The following is a 16,034-nucleotide window of genomic DNA, read 5'->3' as shown; positions in this document are numbered from 1 at the left end:
GTTGGCGTGGCCTAACTGTTAGCAGTGGAGTGAGTGATCTTTCGGCGATCGACCGCATGCCGAATCTGGAGGAGTTGTCTATCGGGCCCTACTGCTCGGGGACCTTTCGGCTGGAGTCTCTGCCGAAATTGCGGGATTTGGGCGTCGAGGTGGGGCCTGGCAGGAAGATTGTCCCTGCTGGCGGTGAGCTGTTGGAGTCGGTGTTCCTCGACGCCTGTACCAGGCCGTGGGCGTTGTGGTTGGAGTCGTTGCCGCGGTTGAAGCGGGTCAGGCTGGATCGACCGCGGACGTTGCCGCAGCGTCTTCCGGAGTCTGTCGAGGTGCTGGACATCGCGCTGGTGACGAAGTGGGACGCCCGCGTGGAACGTATTGAGGGGTTGACGTCGCTGCGGGAGCTGCACCTGACGGGTCTCAGGGGGATGTCTGACCTGGGTGTGTTTTCTTCGGCACGGAACCTGGAGTTTCTCTATGCCGAGGACTGTGACGAGTTGGTCTCCACGGACGGTCCGGGGTGGAGTGAGGGGGCTTCGGCACGCTATGTGGGCCGCACACCGGTGTCTGTTTTTCCTCCTCAGCCGCATGGGTGACCCACTCGTCGGTCTAGTTACGGTCCACGCCTGGGAGGGTGATGCTCCTATTGCGTGTCAAGCGGCGGTGAGCCATTCGCGGTAGCGGTGGGCGAGGTCGTCGTTGGGTCGTCTGCCGAGTTCGAGTTCGCCGATCTGAGGTGAGGGATTGTTTCCGGACCAAGAGCCCCCACCGGTAGAATCCGTGGGAGAAATGGAAGGGATCGAATGACCCGGAAGAAGTTCAGCCCGGAATTCAAGGCGGAGGCGGTTCGTGCGGTGATTGAGTCGTCGCGGACTGTTGCCGAGGTCGCGCGTGATCATGGTATCGGCTCGGAAACACTCAGGAATTGGGTGAATGCGTATCGGCGGGACCACCCGGATGAGTTACCGGAGATCAGCGAACCGGAGCGTGCTGAACTGGCACGGTTGCGTAAGGAGGTCCGTGAGTTGAAGGCCGAGCGGGAGTTCCTGGGAAAAGCGGCGGCCTTCTTCGCCAAAGAGTTCCGGTGACCGCGAAGTACGCGTTCATCAACAGCGAAGAAGGCAACTACTCGATCCGGAGCATGTGTCGGTGGGCGAGGGTGTCGAGGGCCGGCTACTACGAGTGGCTCAACCGGCCGGTCTCGGTGACCCAGCGGTGGCGCGACGAGCTCGGCGACATCATCGAGGTCCTGTTCGCCGACTCCGACGCCACCTACGGCTACCGACGGATCCATGCCGCCTTGGTGCGGGCCGGGAGGCCGTGTGACCCGCAGACGGTGCGTGCGATCATGGCCGAGCGTGGCTTGGTGGCTTGTCAGCCGCGCCGCAGCGGGCCCAGGACCACGATCCCGGCTGACGCGAAGGATCTGCCGGATCTGGTCAACAGGGACTTCACCGCCGACGAGCCCGGGCTGAAGCTGGTCGGGGACATCACCTACATCCCGACCTGGCAGGGGTGGGTGTATCTGGCCACCGTGCTGGACTGCTGCACGAAGAAGGTCGTCGGGTACGCGATGGCCGAGCACATGCGAACCGAGCTGGTCACCGACGCCCTGGCCATGGCGATCAGTAATGGCCATATCCGCAGCGGGGAGACGATTTTCCATTCGGATCGCGGGACTCAATACATGTCGGCCGAGTTTGCCGAGTTCACGCGCGCGGCTGGGATTGTTCGGTCGGTCGGACGGACTGGTATCTGCTATGACAATGCGTGGGCGGAGTCGTTCAACGCGACCTTGAAAGTGGAGCGGGTTCATCGGACCGTGTATCCGACTCGGCGGCATGCTATCCGGGATATTGCACGCTACATCGAGTTGCGTTACAATCAGAAACGGTTGCATTCCGCGCTTCAATATCGTACCCCGAACGAAGCAGAGCAGGACTGGTACGAAACCAACAAGGCAGCCTGAAACATGAATATCAAGCGGTCCGGATTTCATCCCGCAGTCCAATCCGGGATGGCCAGACCCCGAGGTGTTCCGCGGCCGCGGTGAGGGTGAGGTTCTTGGCTCGGCGGGCTGGTCGGAGGTCGCTGTAGTCGGGCACGGCGCAGTGCCCGGTGAGTGCCTGGAAGATCTCGCGTGCGACGGCGCGTTTGAGCGCGCGGAACACGGCTTTGATCGTCCATCCCTTCGCGAGGTGAGCGTCGCGATAGGCGCGGGTGGCCGGATCGCAGGAGAGTCGGACTTTCACGATGTGGTGCAGCGCGGCGTTGGCTTGCCGGTCTCCGCCGCGGGAGAGCCGGTGCCGGTCGGTGCGGCCGGAGCTGACAGGGATCGGAGCGGTGCCGCAGAGTGCAGCGAAGGACGCGGAGGATCGGAGCCGGTCAGGGTTGTCACCGGCGGTGATCAGTAGCTGAGCGCCAACAACGGGACCCACTCCCTTGACAGCCATGAGGGCGGGGTTGGCGGCGGTCGCACGTGCTCTCATGCGAGCCTCGATGTCGGCGATCTCTTCGCCGAGGGTGCGATGACGGCGTGCCAGTGAACGCAGGGAGTGGAGGGTGTCGGCCAGACCGGGATCAGTGTGTTGCTCTGGCCGGACGGCAGCAAGAGCGGTGACGAGCTTCGCGTCGCTCAGATCTCGGTAACGATCCCGGAGATGCGCGGGGGCGTTGATCAGCACCGCGCCGATCTGCCGCAGAGCGACTTGCTGAGCTTTGACCGCGGAGCGACGGGCCACGTTCAGTGCACGCAGCGGTTCGATCGTGGCGCTCTTCGGATCGGTGGTGGCTTCACCCGACTGCACCGATCGGGCGGCACGGTAGGCGTCGAGCCGGTCTGTCTTCCCCTGCCGTCGCCGCTCGGCCGGTCTGGTGCGGTTGACTTCCACTACGCGGATGCCAGCCGCGGCGATGGCTGCGGTGATGCCGACGCCGTAGCTCGAGGTTCCTTCGACCCCGACCGCAGTCAAGGGGCCGTGCTCGATGAGCCATGCGACCGCCCGACGGTAGCCGGCTTGCGTGGTCGGGAACTCACGATCGGCAACGTGATGCCCGACCTCGTCGATGACCGCAGCGTGGATGCTGTCTTTGTGGGAGTCGATTCCGCCGACCCGGTGGTGGTGCTCTGTCATGCTGGGAGTGCCCTTCCGATCCAGTGGGGTCGACACCGGCCGGATCGGTCAGACAGGACATGCACCAGGCCTCCTGCGACGGGGTCAGGCTCGTATTAGGTCATGCCCGACCGGCCGGTGCCGTCAGAAGGCGCGGGAGCCGGACTGATCAAACCATCGGCAGCCCAGCAGGACGCCAGTCAGATTTCGGGTCACGACCCCCGCACCGTCATACCAGCATGCATGTCAGATGGTTTGTGTAAGGGGTGGCTCCTGACACGAAAGCAGAATGATGTGAATATCAGCGCTGCTGGGGTCCGGTGATCGTGTGTTTGGGGGCCACTGGCTGGTGGCGTGGATCGTCTCGTTGGGGGCCAGCGGTGGCGTGGTTGGGGGCCGCTGGATTCTAGGCTCCTCCCGCCGTGTGTATAGGGCACGCGGCGGAAGGAGATTCTTCGATGGTACGAAAGATCAAGGCGAAGCTGGTGTTGCAGCTTCGTGCCGAGGGGCTGTCGGGGCGGGCGATCGCCGCGTCGCAGTAGATGTCACGCAAGTCGGTGACGGCGGTGTTGGAGGCCGCGGACGCGGCTGGGGTGTCGTGGGATGACGTGTCCGACCTGCCCGACGGCGAGGTCTATGGCTTGTTGTTCCCGGGACGCGGTGAGCATGAGACGGTGTTCGCTCAGCCGGACTGGGACCAGGTCCACAAGGAGATGGCCCGGGTCGGGGTCACGCTGAAACTACTCCACGGCGAATACACCGACTCGTGCGCCGCGGAGCGGGTGCCGGCGATGGGCTATGACCGGTTCTGCAAGACCTACCAGCGCCACGTGCTGGTGACGGGGGCTTCGTCGAGGGTGGGCCACAAGGCCGGGCAGAGCGTGGAGGTCGACTGGTCGGGGCCGACGATGGAACTGACGAACCCGGCGACCGGGGAGGTGTCGAAGGTCTACTTGTTCGTGGCGTGTTTGCCGTTCAGCAGGTTCGCGTTCGTCTATCCCGCGCTGGAGATGAAGCAGGACACGTGGCTGCGGGCACACGTGGCGATGTTCGCCGCGTTCGGTGGGTCGGTCCCGCGGATTGTTCCGGACAATTTGAAGACCGGGGTGGTGAAGCATCCCCGGGAGGGTGAGGTCGTGTTGAACGATTCGTATCGGGAGATGGCGGCGCACTACTCTGCGGCGGTGCTGCCAGGCCGGGTGAGGAAACCCAAGGACTATCCCGAGGATTGTGTTATCCCGAGCGCTGGTCGTCGCGCCTTGTCAGCGGTGGTAGGGACGGGTGCTTTCTCGGGATAACCGAGCATGTCTATGTTCCTCATCTCTGTAGTTCTTCAAGTGGAGGTGAGGGGTCATGAGTGTTCCTGTTGGGGAGTTGATCGCGCGGACTGACTCGGCTGTGACCGCGCTGGGGCTTGCGCCGTCGACGTTGTGGCAGTACCGGTGGGCGTGGTCGCAGGTGGAGTTGTTCTGTTCCCAGCGAGGCGACGATGAGCTCACAGACGAGATCACGGCCGAGTTCTTGTGCTTCGTGGCGGGAGAGCATGGACTGGGCCGGATCAAGGACTGGAAGCGCAAGCTGCTGCGCAAGGCCGTGCTGGTGTTGTCGGAGGTGGCCAGGACCGGGACCTACAGGTGGTCGGTGTCCCGGCGGAGGCATCCCAACGACGGCCTGGAGGCGGTGTTGCGTCGGGTCCAGGATCAGTTCGAGGAGTGGCTGACGGGCCGCGGGTTGGCGCTCGACACTCAGCATCTGTATGCGACCGTGGCCCGAACAGTGCTGGCCTGGCTGCCCGAACGGGGGATCACCGACGTGCGGCAGCTGTCGCGTGAGGACGTGTCCGCGGCGGTGGTGTTCCTGGGTGGACGCTACCGGCCGGGCAGTATGCGCACCGTGGTGACCGCGCTGCGGGTGTGGTGCCGCTTCCTGGAGGACGCCGGTCTGCGCGCGGGGCTGGACGGCGCGGTTCCGGCGGTGTTCTCCCGACGCATCCACGCGGTGAGGGTACTGTCGGCGCGCGCCGTTGAGCAGTTGGTCGATTCGACTGATCCTGGCACTCTGACCGGCCGCCGGGACCGGGCGATGCTGCTGTTGGCGGCCCGGACGGGATTGCGTCCGGGCGATATCGCTGGCCTGCGGCTGCAAGACATCGATTGGCGGCAGGGCCAGATCACGCTGATCCAGCGCAAGACGGCGACGGTGTTGACGCTGCCGCTGTTGGCGGATGTGGGTACCGCGATCGCCGAGTATCTCCTCCACGATAGACCTGCTGGCGTCGGCGACGATCACGTGTTCCTGAGATCGCAGGCCCCGCATGTCGCCTTGTCGCCGTCGAGTGATCTGTATCACGTGGCGGCAGGGGCGTTCGCCCGCACCCATGCCGCCTCGACCGGCGAGGCGGGCCGCGGGATGCGGGTGCTGCGGGCATCGTTGGCGACCAGGATGCTCGAGCGGGACACGCCGTTGCCGGTGATCGCCGGCGCCTTGGGGCATCGGGGAATCGACTCCGCGAAGCACTACCTCGCCGCCGACGAAGACCGAATGCGGCAGTGCTGTCTGGACCTCGTAGGCATCGAACCGGACCAGGCCCGGCCGTGACCGGGCTGGTCAGTGGCTTGGCCACGCACATCCAGTCCCTCCTGCAGGTCAAGCACGCGCTCGGGCTGCCCTACACGACATCGCAGCGGCATCTGCACGATTTCGACGCGATGTGCGCCGCGGCGGATCCCGGGCAGACCACCCTGACCCGCGAGATGGCCATGAAATGGGCCGCCGGCCGGCCAGGCGAGCACGTCAACGGGCAGATGCGAAGGATCACCCCCGTCAGGCAGCTGGCCAAACACATGACCGGGCTCGGGGTCGACGCCTACGTGATCCCGCAAGGCATTCCGGGCAAGCAGATCCGCTACCGCCCGCACCTCTACACCCGTTCGCAGCTACGGGCGATCTTCGACGCGGCCGACCGAATCACCGAGTCCCCTTACGGCGCGCTGCGGCATCTGATCATCCCGGTGATGTTCCGGATGATCTACTGCCTGGGTCTGCGACCCGGCGAGGCCCGCCAGCTCCACCGCAACGACGTCGACCTCGCCCACGGCACCATCCACATCCGCGAATCGAAAGGACACAAGGACCGGCTGGTGTTCCTCTCTCCCGACCTGCACGACTACTGCCGCCGATACGACACCGCGATCAGCCCACACCACCGGGACCGGGTCGCGTTCTTCCCGAACCGCACGGGCGGCTTCTACAGCCGAAGCACCATCGACCACTGGTTCAGCGAACTACTCGACGGCGCCGACCCGCCGATCACGGCCAGCCCCGGCTCACCGCCGCGTGTCTACGACCTTCGCCACGCCCACGTCGTCGAGGTCATCAACCGATGGGCCCGCGCGGGCCGCGACCCAGAGGCGCTGGTCATCTACCTGAGCCTGCATCTGGGCCACACCAATCCCGACGACACCTGGTACTACTTCCACCTCGCCCCAGATTTCCATCCCGACCTGCGCCGACTCGCCAACACCGACCTCGAAACCACCCTCCCGGAGGCGTCCCATGCAGTCCTCTGACGACTTCTTCCGGCTCGTCCGCTCCTGGCTGACTATCCACCTGCCCCGAGCACGCAGACTCAGCCCCCACACCATCCGCTCCTACAAGACCGCGCTGACCATGCTGCTGACCTACCTGCGTGAAACCCGCCACCTCGAGCTGAGCCAGGTCACCTTCGACGTCATCGACCGCGCCACCATCGCCGGGTTCACCCTCTGGCTGACCGACACCCAACACCTGGCCGCCTCGTCGGCGAACCAACGCCTGGCCGCGATCAAATCGTTCCTCTCCTACTGCGCTGGGGAAGACCCAGCGCTCGTGGCCCTTTGGCTGGACGTGAAGCAGACACGCCCCGCCCGCACCCCTGCCCGCGCCCCCGACCCGCTGACCATCCCCGCCGTCGACGCCCTGATCCGCGCACCCGGACAACACACCCGCCGAGGCCTCCGCGACACCACGCTCATCCTGCTCCTCTTCGACACCGCCGCCCGCATCCAAGAAGTCCTGGACCTGCGGATCGCCGACATCGACACCGCCCCCGGCCGCGGGAGGGTGACCGTCACCGGCAAAGGCCACAAGACCAGAACCATTCCCATCATGGACAAAACCGGCCGCCACCTCGACCACTACGCCAGCGTCTTCCACCCAGGCAAGGCGGCGCCCGAGGCGCTGCTGTTCTACACCACCCGCTCGGGCCGACCCCAGCCGATGAGCCAGGACAACGTCACCTTCCTGCTCAACAAGCACGCCAGGAACGCGCGCACCGACTGCCCAGAACTCCCTGAACGGATCCACGCCCACCAGCTACGGCACGCCCGCGCCATGCAAATGCTGCGCGCCGGAGTGCCGCTGCCCCACATCAAGGAGTTCCTCGGCCACGCCAGCATCACCACCACCAGCATCTACGCCACAGCCGACAGCCAAATGGTCCGCGACGCGATCCAGAAAGCCGCCGTCACCACACCCGACCCCGCACCCCTCTGGAAAGGAAACGACGACCTGATCCTCCAACTCGCCGGACTCACATGATTATCCCGAGAACCCACCCGTCCCTACCACCGCTGACAAGGCGCGACGACCAGCGCTCGGGATAACACAATCCTCGGGATAGTCCTTTTTATCCCGAACTCGGGATAAGAAGGACAAGGCCTCAGTGGAGAACACCGTGGCCCATGTCGCGACGTGGGTGATCGCCGCTCTCAGGGACAAGGTGTTCACGTCGTTGCCGGAGTTGGCCGCGGCGATTGAGGGCCGGGTCGCGGCCTACAATGCTGAGCCCTTCCAGAAGCGTCCCGGCTCACGGGCGAGTGTGTTCATCTCGGAGGAACAGCCGCTGCTGAGGCCGTTGCCGCAGGTCTCCTATGAGATCAGCCGCTGGATCTACGGCCGCCGCGTCGACCGCAGCGGGCACGTGGTCTGGGAGAAGAACCACTACTCGGTGCCATATCTCCACATCGGTGCGAAGGTCGACCTTCGGATCACTGACCGTGTTCTGGAAGTCTTCGCCGGCTCTCAGCGGCTGAGCAGCCATCTGCTGCTGCCGGAGGGCTCGGCCGGTGGTTGGCGCACAGCCGAGGCCGACCTACCCACCGGCGAGCGGTATCAGCCCTGGGATGCCGGCGGTGTCAATTCGTCGAAGCAACATCGGCTGCGAGGAGGGCTTCGAATTTTTCTCTTGGGGTGTAGAAGCCAAGGGATGCTCGGGGGCGGTCGTTGAGTTCATCAGCGATCGCGTCGAGGTAGGCCTGGTTGCTGGTGATGTAGGTCCCCTTGGGTAGGTACTCCCGGATCAGGCCGTTGGTGTTTTCGTTGGTGCCCCGTTCCCATGGCGAGCGGGGATGGGCGAAGTAGACAGGCAGGTTCACAGCAGCGGTCAACCGGGCATGCTCGGCCATCTCTGTGCCCTGGTCCCAGGTCAGCGAGGTTCGTAGTACCTCAGGGAAGGGCCACATCCGCTCGGCCACCGTGTCGGCTACCGCGACGGCTTTCTTCCCTTCGGGAAGGCCGCAGATGACTGTGAAACGGGTGACGCGTTCAACCAGCGTGGCTGCCGCTGATTTGCCGTGGGCACCGATGATCAGGTCTCCCTCCCACGCGCCGGGGATCCTGCGTTCGGGACGTCAGCGGGCCGGTCATCGATCGAGACCATCGCGACGATCGGCGCTCCGCGCCCTTCCTTTGAGCGTGGTTTACGGCTGGTGCGCTTGGACCTGAGCATCACCGAGTTACGGGCCAGCTCGCCCTTGGGGAGGGCGTAGATGAACCGGTAGATCGCCTCATGGGAGACCTGAGCACCATCAGCGGGTGTGGAGTGGACCATGGTCTCCACAGTGGGGTCAGTGGCCTCCAGACGCAACCGTCCAGCGATCTGGCGTGGTGTTCGGGATCGTTTCAGGTCGCCCAGCACGCGGGCCCGCAGTACCGGGTCGGCATCGATTTTGCGGGTCTGGGGGCGTCGGCGGCGGCGCTGGGCCTCGACGTCGGCTCGGACCACGCGGTAGCCGCAGGTCTTGGTGGCGTTACGACGGACTTCACGGCTGATGACGGACGGGGCCCGGTCAAGGTGGACCGCGATCCGTCGGATACCCCAGCCGGCCTTCAGACCTGTGGAGATCTCGGCCCTGTCGTGGGCGGTCAGTGGTCGTCGTTGCGTCACGCCGGAGAACCTCTCATCAACCTGCAGTGTTGCTTCCACGGTATGACACTGCCGCCGCCCGCATCCGGGAATGGGCAGCCAGGATCGGCCCCGCGACGCAGACGGTCATCGACCAGGTCTTCGAATCCGTGTCCATCGATGAGCAGGGTCTGGACCCGGCGTTGGCGGTGCTGCGGCTGTCTCGGCGATTCTCCGCCGACCGCGTGGAGGACGCCTGCCAGCTCGCCCTCGCCAGCGGGGTCAGGTCGCCGCGCTACGTCCATCTCAAACCCATCTTGGACACCGGGCAGGACAAGCGACCCATGCCCGAGCCCGTCGATGCCGGCGGCTACGTCCGCGGCGCCGACTACTACGCAGAGCGGAGCAGCCGATGAGCAGCCTGGACGTCGAGACCAAACGCAAACTCCGCGAGATGGGAGCCACCCCGCTGCTGGAGGCCTTCCAAGCCCAGGACGAGCAACTCGTGCTCGGTCTCGGGTTCGAGGAACGGATCCAGATCATCGTGGACGAGGCCCACTCAGCCTTCACCCACTCCAAAGTCGATGGCCTGATCCGCAGAGCCGGACTGCGTTACCCCACCGCGGACCTGCGACGTCTCGATCTCGTCGATGAACGCGGTCTGGACCGGGGCATGATCGCGCAGCTCGCGACGTGTTCGTTCATCGAACGCTCTCACAACGTCGTGTTCCAAGGCTTCACCGGCTCCGGGAAGTCCTACCTCGGCTGCGCACTGGCGAAACAGGCCTGCCTGCACCGGATCCGGGCCCACTACATCCGGATGCCAGACCTCGCCGAAGCCTGGCACCTCGCCCGGGACAAGCCCCAAGGGCAGATGAAGTTCCTCCGCAAATACGCCGCCTTCACCCTGCTCGTGATCGACGAGTGGCTCCTCGACCCACCCGACGAGAGCATGCGCAGCATGCTCCTGGAACTCCTCGAGCGCCGCTACGACACCACCTCCACCGTCTTCTGCACTCAGTACGCGAAGAAGGACTGGCACAGCCGCCTCGGTGGCGGAGTCCACGCCGACGCCATCATGGACCGCATCGTCCACAACACCATCTGGATCGACACCGGCAACCACAACATGCGAGAACACACCGCCATGAAGTGACCAGACAGGCGCTGGTGGAGGAACAGTGGCCCCCACCAGCGCCGGCGGTGGCCCCAAAGCCCAATATCACCGGCCCCCAAAGGCAAGATCCGGTGGTCCCGTCAGCCTCGAATACTCATGATGACCGTGATAGACAAACTCGACCGTGAGGAGCGGCGCCGTGCGCAGCGCGACGGCGTGGCCGCGTTGGAGGCCTCCGGGGCCTTGGATGACCTGTATGCCCGCATCGATGCCGGCGACGTCCAGCTGGAAGGCCGTGACGGGCTGATCCAGCAGCTGATCAAGGCCGGCCTCGAGCGGGGCCTGCAGGCCGAGCTGGCCGACCATCTCGGCTACGACAAGGGCGACCCGGATGCCGCGATGTTCCCGAACTCGCGCAACGGGTCGTATCCGAAGACAGTGGCCACCAGCGTCGGAGACGTGGATCTGGCGATCCCCCGCGACCGGGACGGGTCGTTTACCCCGATGCTGGTCCCGAAGGGCTCCAGGCGCCTGTCAGGCCTCGATGACATGATCATCAGCTTGTATGCGGGCGGGATGACGGTCCGTGACATCGAGCACCATCTGGTCTCCACGATCGGGACCGAGATCTCGAGGGAGACGATCTCGAAGATCACCGACGAGGTCGCCGATGAGGTGATGATCTGGCAGCAGCGGCCGCTGGACTCGTTCTACCCGGTGATCTATCTCGACGCGTTGATCGTGAAGGTCCGCGACGGCGCGCATGTGCGGAACAAGGCCGCTCACATCGCTGTCGGGGTCGACATCGACGGCATCAAACACGTCCTCGGGATCTGGATCCAGGCCGCCGAAGGGGCGAAGTTCTGGGCCGGGGTCTGCGCGCAGCTCGCCAACCGCGGCGTGCGTGACGTGCTGATCGTGAGCTGCGACGGCCTGACCGGTTTCCCCGAGGCCGTCGAGGCGACCTGGCCCCAGTCGACCGTTCAGACCTGCGTGGTCCATTTGATCCGCTCCGCGATGCGATTCGTCAACTACAAGGACCGCAAGGCCATGGCGGCGGCGTTGAAGCCGATCTACCAAGCTCCCGACGAGCCTGCCGCGAGGGCCGAACTGGACGAGTTCGCCGCCTCGGAGCTCGGCCGGGCGAACCCGAACACGGTGCGCGTGTTCACCGACGCCTGGACCCGGTTCGTGCCGTTCCTGGCGTTCCCGCCGATGCTGCGCAGGGTGATCTACACCACCAACGCGATCGAGTCGCTGAACTACCAGCTGCGTAAAGTCACGAAGAACCGCGGCCACTTCCCCTCCGACGAGGCCGCGGTGAAGCTCCTCTGGTTGGCGATCTGCAACATCGAAGACAAACGGGCCCGCGACCGCGCCAAGGAGAAAGGACGCAAGAAGGGAGAGAAACGCAACGCCGAAGGCCGCCTCGTCGAGGGGCAGGTCACCACGAACTGGAAACAGGCCCTCGCCCAACTCGCGATCGCCTACCCCGACCGGATCAACCCCTACCTCTAGACACCCCGGAGACCGAACTCCTTACACAGACAACTTGACAGGCTCACGCCTGGCTTGGGCTCATCCGTGCAGTGATCGAATGGATCTTGCAGGACCGTGAGGTAAGGTGCCAGCCCAGACGCTGGCGGAGGAACAGACATGGCCCGCGCGGGCCGATTCTGAGTTAAGTCCCTCATAGTGGTGTAGCCCTCGGTGGCCGTGACCGTCAGGGACGTCAGCGCGGTCACCGTGGGATCCTTCGAGTTCACCCTTGCAAAGCTCTCTCGAAAGGACATCGCCACGATGACCGCTCCTCACATTGTCGACCCCGCCCACGTGCTGGGCAACCTGCTGGCCGAAGCGTCGCCGGACATGATGCGCAGCCTGCTGCAGAACATGATTAACCAGCTCCTGTCTGCTGATGCCGACCAGGTCTGCGGCGCCGAATGGGGACAGGCCTCGCCGGGCCGGCTGGTTCAGCGCAACGGCTACCGCCACCGGCCCTTGGACACCCGCGTCGGCACCGTCGATGTCGCCGTCCCCAAGCTGCGTTCGGGGACCTACTTCCCGGAGTGGCTGCTGGAGCGCCGCAAACGCGCCGAAGCCGCTTTGATCACGGTGATCGCGGACTGCTACCTCGCCGGGGTGTCGACCCGCCGGATGGACAAGCTCGTCAAGACGTTGGGAATCGACGGCCTGTCGAAGTCCCAGGTCTCCCGGATGGCCGCCGACCTCGACGAGCACGTCAACCAGTTCCGCCACCGCCCCCTGTCCGAGGCGGGGCCGTTCACGTTCGTCGCCGCCGACGCATTGACGATGAAGGTCCGCGAGGGCGGCCGGGTGATCAACGCCGTCGCGCTGGTCGCGACTGGCGTCAACGGCGATGGACACCGCGAAGTGCTGGGCCTGCAGGTCGCCACCTCCGAAACCCGCAGCGCCTGGAACACGTTCCTCGCCGATCTGGTCGCCCGCGGCCTGGCCGGCGTCCGTCTGGTCACCAGTGATGCCCACGCCGGGCTGGTCGAAGCCGTGAGCGCGAACCTGCCCGGCGCGATCTGGCAGCGCTGCAGAACCCACTACGCCGCCAACCTGATGTCCGTCACCCCCAAGACGATGTGGCCGGCGGTCAAGGCGATGCTGCACTGCGTCTACGACCAACCCGACGCCGCCTCCGTCGAGGCCCAGTTCGACCGGCTGCTGGACTACACCGCCGAGAAGCTACCCGCCGTCGCCGAGCACCTCGACCAGGCCCGAGCCGACGTGCTCGCCTTCACCGCCTTCCCGAAGGACGTGTGGACCCAGATCTGGTCGAACAATCCCGCCGAACGCCTCAACAGGGAGATTAGGCGCCGCACCGACGCCGTCGGCATCTTCCCCAATCGGGAAGCCATCATCCGGCTCGTCGGGGCCGTCCTGGCCGAACAGACCGACGAATGGGCCGAAGGTCGCCGCTACCTCGGCCTCGACATCCTCACCCGCTGCCGCCTCACAACCCTCCCCGGCACCAACACCGAGGAGGTGACCGAACCCCTCGCCCTCACCGCCTAAACGAAGGAACCCCCGCTACACCACTCCACTGGACTTGACCCGATTCTGCAGAAATTGGTTTGGTCACTCTGAAGTCGGTCGAGCCACTCAAGTACCGGTAGATAGGGGAGATCGTTCTGCGACGCGGGCCGAACGGGCGAGTCCCGGCACCAGTGGAGCGGGCCTCGATCACGGGTTTGCGCCTGGCGTTCTGGATGAAGCTCGCCCTGGTCCCCGTGGCCGTTGCTCTGCTGGTGTGGATGGTTTCGATCGCTCGTGTCCCGCTGGATCAACTGGTGGTGATCGGTGCTGTCTTGCTGCCCCCGGTGATCGGTGTCGTGATGCTCAGCCTGCTGCCGCCCTCCGATGCCGCAAAACGGATCTGTCTCGACACCCTTGCACCGCTCGGGCTACTCGCTGCTGTTGGGGCTCTGATGTGCGCCTTCCCGGCTGCCTCGAAGAGACTCAACGACCTGGGCGACCCGCTCGTCGGTCTAGTTACGGTCTACGCCTGGCTTGGGCTCATCCGCGCAGTGATCGAATGGATCCTGCAGGACCGTGAGGTAAGGCGACAGCCGAGACGGGTGGCGGAGATCAGACACGGCCCGCACCGACCGATTCCGCAGAATAGCCCCAGGCGTTGAGTGAGACCCGCACCAAGATCGGTGCGGGCCTCTCGTGTGTCAGCGATGTCGGCGGGTGGCTACAGCTACAACGCTATCGTCTTGGCGAGATCACATGTCGATGCCGCGATCCAATGTCTGGCTCATCTCCTGGAATGCCACCTCGGTCCTGGCATAGGTGGCCAGGGCGGTCTCGGTCGGAGGAAGGTCTCGTTCCTTGCCGAGGATCTGATCCCATTCCGCCCAGCACAGATCGGTGTCCGGGTCGATCCGCCGGACTGCGTCCTGCACGTCCTGTGGAGTTCGCGCGAGCGTGAGCACCTGGTCGAGCCAGGGCAGCAATGCATCGTCGGGGTCGCTGCATCCGAGGATCGCGTGCGCCTTCCCGCTGGCTCCTGTCCCCACTAGCTGCATCAGGGCAGCGACGGGTGCGAGGGGACGTTGGTCATCAGGGTGGGCCTCATGCCACAGACTCAGGAACGCATCGCACTGGTCGTCCTGGATGATCCACACAGCCACAGCGTCCCTCACCACGGGATCGGCCAGGAAGGCGATCATCTCTGACTTCTCCTCGACGCTGACCTCGACTCCCTTGTGCATCAGCTCCAGGTTCACCCGGGTCCACTCGGCTTGATCTAGAGCTGGAAGCTCGGCACCATCCGGCGTGAGGACTCCCCGCAGGGTTCCACTACGAGTCCCGTCGGCCATCGCCGCTTCCCGCGTCTCAAAGGTCTGATCCCGCACACCGAGCTTGCCGACAGTCGGAATCATCTTGGTGATGCGAGATGCCGGGTCAAACAACGGTTGGCAAGTCACGGAGCCGTGCTCGATGGTGCCCAGCAGTTGGACGTCGAAGCCGGCTTGGTAGAACCCCCGAGCGATGGCCTCGGTTCGTTCCCTGAATGCTGTGTCCCACCCGAACACCGCGACGCTGCAGTCGGGCGGCAGCGTTGGACGCATCTGGCGGAAGTGGTCTGGAAGCAGCTGCAGCGGCGCGTCGCCACCGATGTTTCCGGTGGCGATGGAAACGCCTTGGCTGAAGAGTGCGAAGGTGGTGTCGTCTGCTGCCAGCTGGTAGCCCATCATCTCGGGGAGATGCGCAGCGAGCTCCTCCACTCCATTGATGATGTGTCTGTCGCCGCTCATGGCGTCCTCACATCTCGATCTCGACGCCAGGCGTCTGGGTGTACTGGTCAGGGGATGGCAGCGGCGTTGCGTTGACCGAGGGGCCTGGGTCGAGGACTGCGGCGAGTTCCACGCTTTCGGCTCGGAACAGGAACTCGTCGGCCTCGGGTGTGGCGAGGTCGCTCACACTGTTGATGGCGCCGAGCAGCTGCTCCTGGCCCTTGGGGTCGAGCGCATCGAACTGGTCAGGGCTGGTCTCGAACAGCACCCGGTAGACGCTTTGAGGGAACCCGTCGCTGGCTGCCTCAAGGTGCCCGTCACGGACGATGAGGCTGCGCTCCACGCTGTAGCACTCGGTGCCCCAGGCCATAGCCACCTCGGCGTCGAGGTTGGGGTAGAGCGCACCGTCGATAACCGGCCGGCCGCCGGCCGGGAGTTCGTAGAAGTCCTCGGGATGCGGTTCACAGGGCGGCGGGAACGTCATCGGATCGAACGGTGGGGAGCGCATTGCGGCGAGGACGCGCTGGAACCCGTCACGGGCGGCCCGTCCATCGGCACGGCCCGGAAGTCGTGCCTACCCCCAAGTGCGTCGCCGACAACCTGGCCGACCATCGTCGGCGCGTCGTGCTGGGTGAGGCTAGTCATCGTGGTGCTTCGGTTCAGTGTGCAACACCAGATCCACGCCGTGAAGTGGCACCACCGGGCCTGGGGGCACGAGGGATGCCAGTGCGGTCTCCAGGCGGGTGGGCCGTCGCATGGCATCAGGGCCTAGGTCGATGTCTGCCCAGGTCAGGTCCGTCGGGTCGGTCTCCGCGAGGCCGGGCTGCTCGTCTTCCTTCTCACTCATAGTGCGTTCTCCTTAAAGGTGTACCGGCTAG

At 65.2% G+C, this 16,034-nt stretch carries 16 protein-coding genes and 2 pseudogenes; 12 read left to right on the top strand and 6 right to left on the bottom strand.

Annotated features, from left to right (window positions below):
• Positions 1-29 precede the first annotated feature (29 nt).
• Entirely contained in the window at positions 30-587 is a 558-nt protein-coding gene (locus H9L22_RS03395; RefSeq protein WP_187721592.1) for a hypothetical protein, read from the top strand.
• A gap of 207 nt (positions 588-794) precedes the next feature.
• A protein-coding gene (locus H9L22_RS03390; protein WP_182784986.1) for an IS3 family transposase occupies positions 795-1,960 on the top strand; the annotation gives its coding sequence in 2 pieces (ribosomal slippage) (positions 795-1,041 and positions 1,041-1,960; 1,167 coding nt in all).
• 10 nt (positions 1,961-1,970) lie between these two features.
• Here the strand turns inward: H9L22_RS03390 and H9L22_RS03385 are convergent.
• Positions 1,971-3,125 carry an IS110 family RNA-guided transposase gene (locus H9L22_RS03385; RefSeq protein ID WP_187721591.1) on the bottom strand — a complete coding sequence of 385 codons (1,155 nt, stop codon included), beginning with the start codon at positions 3,123-3,125 and terminating at the stop codon, positions 1,971-1,973.
• Positions 3,126-3,562: 437 nt separating this feature from the next.
• On the opposite strand from H9L22_RS03385, the pseudogene H9L22_RS03380 reads away from it, so the two are divergent.
• The 5 genes and pseudogenes from H9L22_RS03380 to H9L22_RS03360 all read left to right on the top strand — a co-directional run.
• Positions 3,563-4,321: pseudogene (locus H9L22_RS03380) on the top strand (DDE-type integrase/transposase/recombinase); the annotation flags it as partial.
• A 136-nt stretch (positions 4,322-4,457) separates the two neighbouring features.
• The gene (locus tag H9L22_RS03375) at positions 4,458-5,702 is read left to right on the top strand and encodes a tyrosine-type recombinase/integrase (RefSeq protein WP_187719970.1); all 1,245 of its coding nucleotides are present in this window, start codon (positions 4,458-4,460) and stop codon (positions 5,700-5,702) included.
• Complete coding sequence (locus tag H9L22_RS03370) at positions 5,699-6,673, top strand: tyrosine-type recombinase/integrase (protein WP_187719971.1); 975 nt, start codon at positions 5,699-5,701, stop codon at positions 6,671-6,673. Before H9L22_RS03375 ends, H9L22_RS03370 begins: the two co-directional genes overlap by 4 nt.
• A complete protein-coding gene (locus H9L22_RS03365; protein ID WP_187721329.1) occupies positions 6,660-7,682 on the top strand; it encodes a tyrosine-type recombinase/integrase in 1,023 nt (340 codons plus the stop codon). The genes H9L22_RS03370 and H9L22_RS03365 overlap by 14 nt, the downstream gene beginning before the upstream one ends.
• A 94-nt stretch (positions 7,683-7,776) precedes the next feature.
• Positions 7,777-8,268 (top strand): annotated as a pseudogene (locus H9L22_RS03360) (Mu transposase domain-containing protein); the annotation flags it as partial.
• A 10-nt stretch (positions 8,269-8,278) separates the two neighbouring features.
• On the opposite strand, the gene H9L22_RS18450 reads toward H9L22_RS03360, so the two are convergent.
• Positions 8,279-8,728 carry an IS30 family transposase gene (locus tag H9L22_RS18450; RefSeq protein WP_264292598.1) on the bottom strand — a complete coding sequence of 150 codons (450 nt, stop codon included), beginning with the start codon at positions 8,726-8,728 and terminating at the stop codon, positions 8,279-8,281.
• Between the two features lie 2 nt (positions 8,729-8,730).
• Complete coding sequence (locus H9L22_RS18445; RefSeq protein WP_226965777.1) at positions 8,731-9,348, bottom strand: helix-turn-helix domain-containing protein; 618 nt, start codon at positions 9,346-9,348, stop codon at positions 8,731-8,733.
• Between H9L22_RS18445 and H9L22_RS03350 the strand changes: the two genes are divergently transcribed.
• From H9L22_RS03350 to H9L22_RS03330, 5 genes are all read left to right on the top strand, one after another.
• Positions 9,339-9,683, top strand: a complete 345-nt coding sequence (locus H9L22_RS03350) for a hypothetical protein (protein ID WP_187721590.1) — start codon at positions 9,339-9,341, stop codon at positions 9,681-9,683. The genes H9L22_RS18445 and H9L22_RS03350 overlap by 10 nt on opposite strands.
• Positions 9,680-10,423 (top strand): ATP-binding protein, encoded by a 744-nt coding sequence (locus H9L22_RS03345; protein WP_187721589.1) that lies wholly within the window; start codon positions 9,680-9,682, stop codon positions 10,421-10,423. The genes H9L22_RS03350 and H9L22_RS03345 overlap by 4 nt, the downstream gene beginning before the upstream one ends.
• A 120-nt stretch (positions 10,424-10,543) precedes the next feature.
• Positions 10,544-11,902, top strand: a complete 1,359-nt coding sequence (locus tag H9L22_RS03340; protein WP_187721588.1) for an IS256 family transposase — start codon at positions 10,544-10,546, stop codon at positions 11,900-11,902.
• A 282-nt stretch (positions 11,903-12,184) separates the two neighbouring features.
• On the top strand, positions 12,185-13,429 hold the full coding sequence (locus H9L22_RS03335) for an IS256 family transposase (protein WP_187721587.1): 1,245 nt from the start codon (positions 12,185-12,187) through the stop codon (positions 13,427-13,429).
• A gap of 194 nt (positions 13,430-13,623) precedes the next feature.
• Positions 13,624-14,052 (top strand): hypothetical protein, encoded by a 429-nt coding sequence (locus H9L22_RS03330; RefSeq protein WP_187721586.1) that lies wholly within the window; start codon positions 13,624-13,626, stop codon positions 14,050-14,052.
• Positions 14,053-14,142: 90 nt separating this feature from the next.
• Here H9L22_RS03330 and H9L22_RS03325 read toward each other — a convergent pair whose 3' ends face one another.
• From H9L22_RS03325 to H9L22_RS03315, 3 genes are all read right to left on the bottom strand, one after another.
• Positions 14,143-15,177 (bottom strand): hypothetical protein, encoded by a 1,035-nt coding sequence (locus tag H9L22_RS03325; RefSeq protein ID WP_187721585.1) that lies wholly within the window; start codon positions 15,175-15,177, stop codon positions 14,143-14,145.
• Positions 15,178-15,184: 7 nt separating this feature from the next.
• Positions 15,185-15,640, bottom strand: a complete 456-nt coding sequence (locus H9L22_RS03320; RefSeq protein WP_187721584.1) for a hypothetical protein — start codon at positions 15,638-15,640, stop codon at positions 15,185-15,187.
• A gap of 153 nt (positions 15,641-15,793) precedes the next feature.
• The gene (locus H9L22_RS03315) at positions 15,794-16,003 is read right to left on the bottom strand and encodes a hypothetical protein (protein WP_187721583.1); all 210 of its coding nucleotides are present in this window, start codon (positions 16,001-16,003) and stop codon (positions 15,794-15,796) included.
• Positions 16,004-16,034 lie beyond the last annotated feature (31 nt).

The organism is Tessaracoccus defluvii, from assembly GCF_014489575.1.
Lineage (GTDB): Bacteria > Actinomycetota > Actinomycetes > Propionibacteriales > Propionibacteriaceae > Arachnia > Arachnia defluvii.
Note: the sequence above shows the minus strand (reverse complement) of the source record. Positions and strands in the feature narration are given on the sequence as shown.

Excerpts from the sequence above, each read along its gene's own strand:
- H9L22_RS03345 (WP_187721589.1), top strand. The coding sequence starts at position 9,680 with ATGAGCAGCCTGGACGTCGAGACCAAACGCAAACTCCGCGAGATGGGA.
- H9L22_RS03320 (WP_187721584.1), bottom strand. The coding sequence starts at position 15,640 with ATGACGTTCCCGCCGCCCTGTGAACCGCATCCCGAGGACTTCTACGAA.
- H9L22_RS03375 (WP_187719970.1), top strand. The coding sequence starts at position 4,458 with ATGAGTGTTCCTGTTGGGGAGTTGATCGCGCGGACTGACTCGGCTGTG.
- H9L22_RS03385 (WP_187721591.1), bottom strand. The coding sequence starts at position 3,125 with ATGACAGAGCACCACCACCGGGTCGGCGGAATCGACTCCCACAAAGAC.
- H9L22_RS03340 (WP_187721588.1), top strand. The coding sequence starts at position 10,544 with ATGACCGTGATAGACAAACTCGACCGTGAGGAGCGGCGCCGTGCGCAG.
- H9L22_RS03330 (WP_187721586.1), top strand. The coding sequence starts at position 13,624 with ATGAAGCTCGCCCTGGTCCCCGTGGCCGTTGCTCTGCTGGTGTGGATG.
- H9L22_RS03335 (WP_187721587.1), top strand. The coding sequence starts at position 12,185 with ATGACCGCTCCTCACATTGTCGACCCCGCCCACGTGCTGGGCAACCTG.
- H9L22_RS03325 (WP_187721585.1), bottom strand. The coding sequence starts at position 15,177 with ATGAGCGGCGACAGACACATCATCAATGGAGTGGAGGAGCTCGCTGCG.
- H9L22_RS03365 (WP_187721329.1), top strand. The coding sequence starts at position 6,660 with ATGCAGTCCTCTGACGACTTCTTCCGGCTCGTCCGCTCCTGGCTGACT.
- H9L22_RS03315 (WP_187721583.1), bottom strand. The coding sequence starts at position 16,003 with ATGAGTGAGAAGGAAGACGAGCAGCCCGGCCTCGCGGAGACCGACCCG.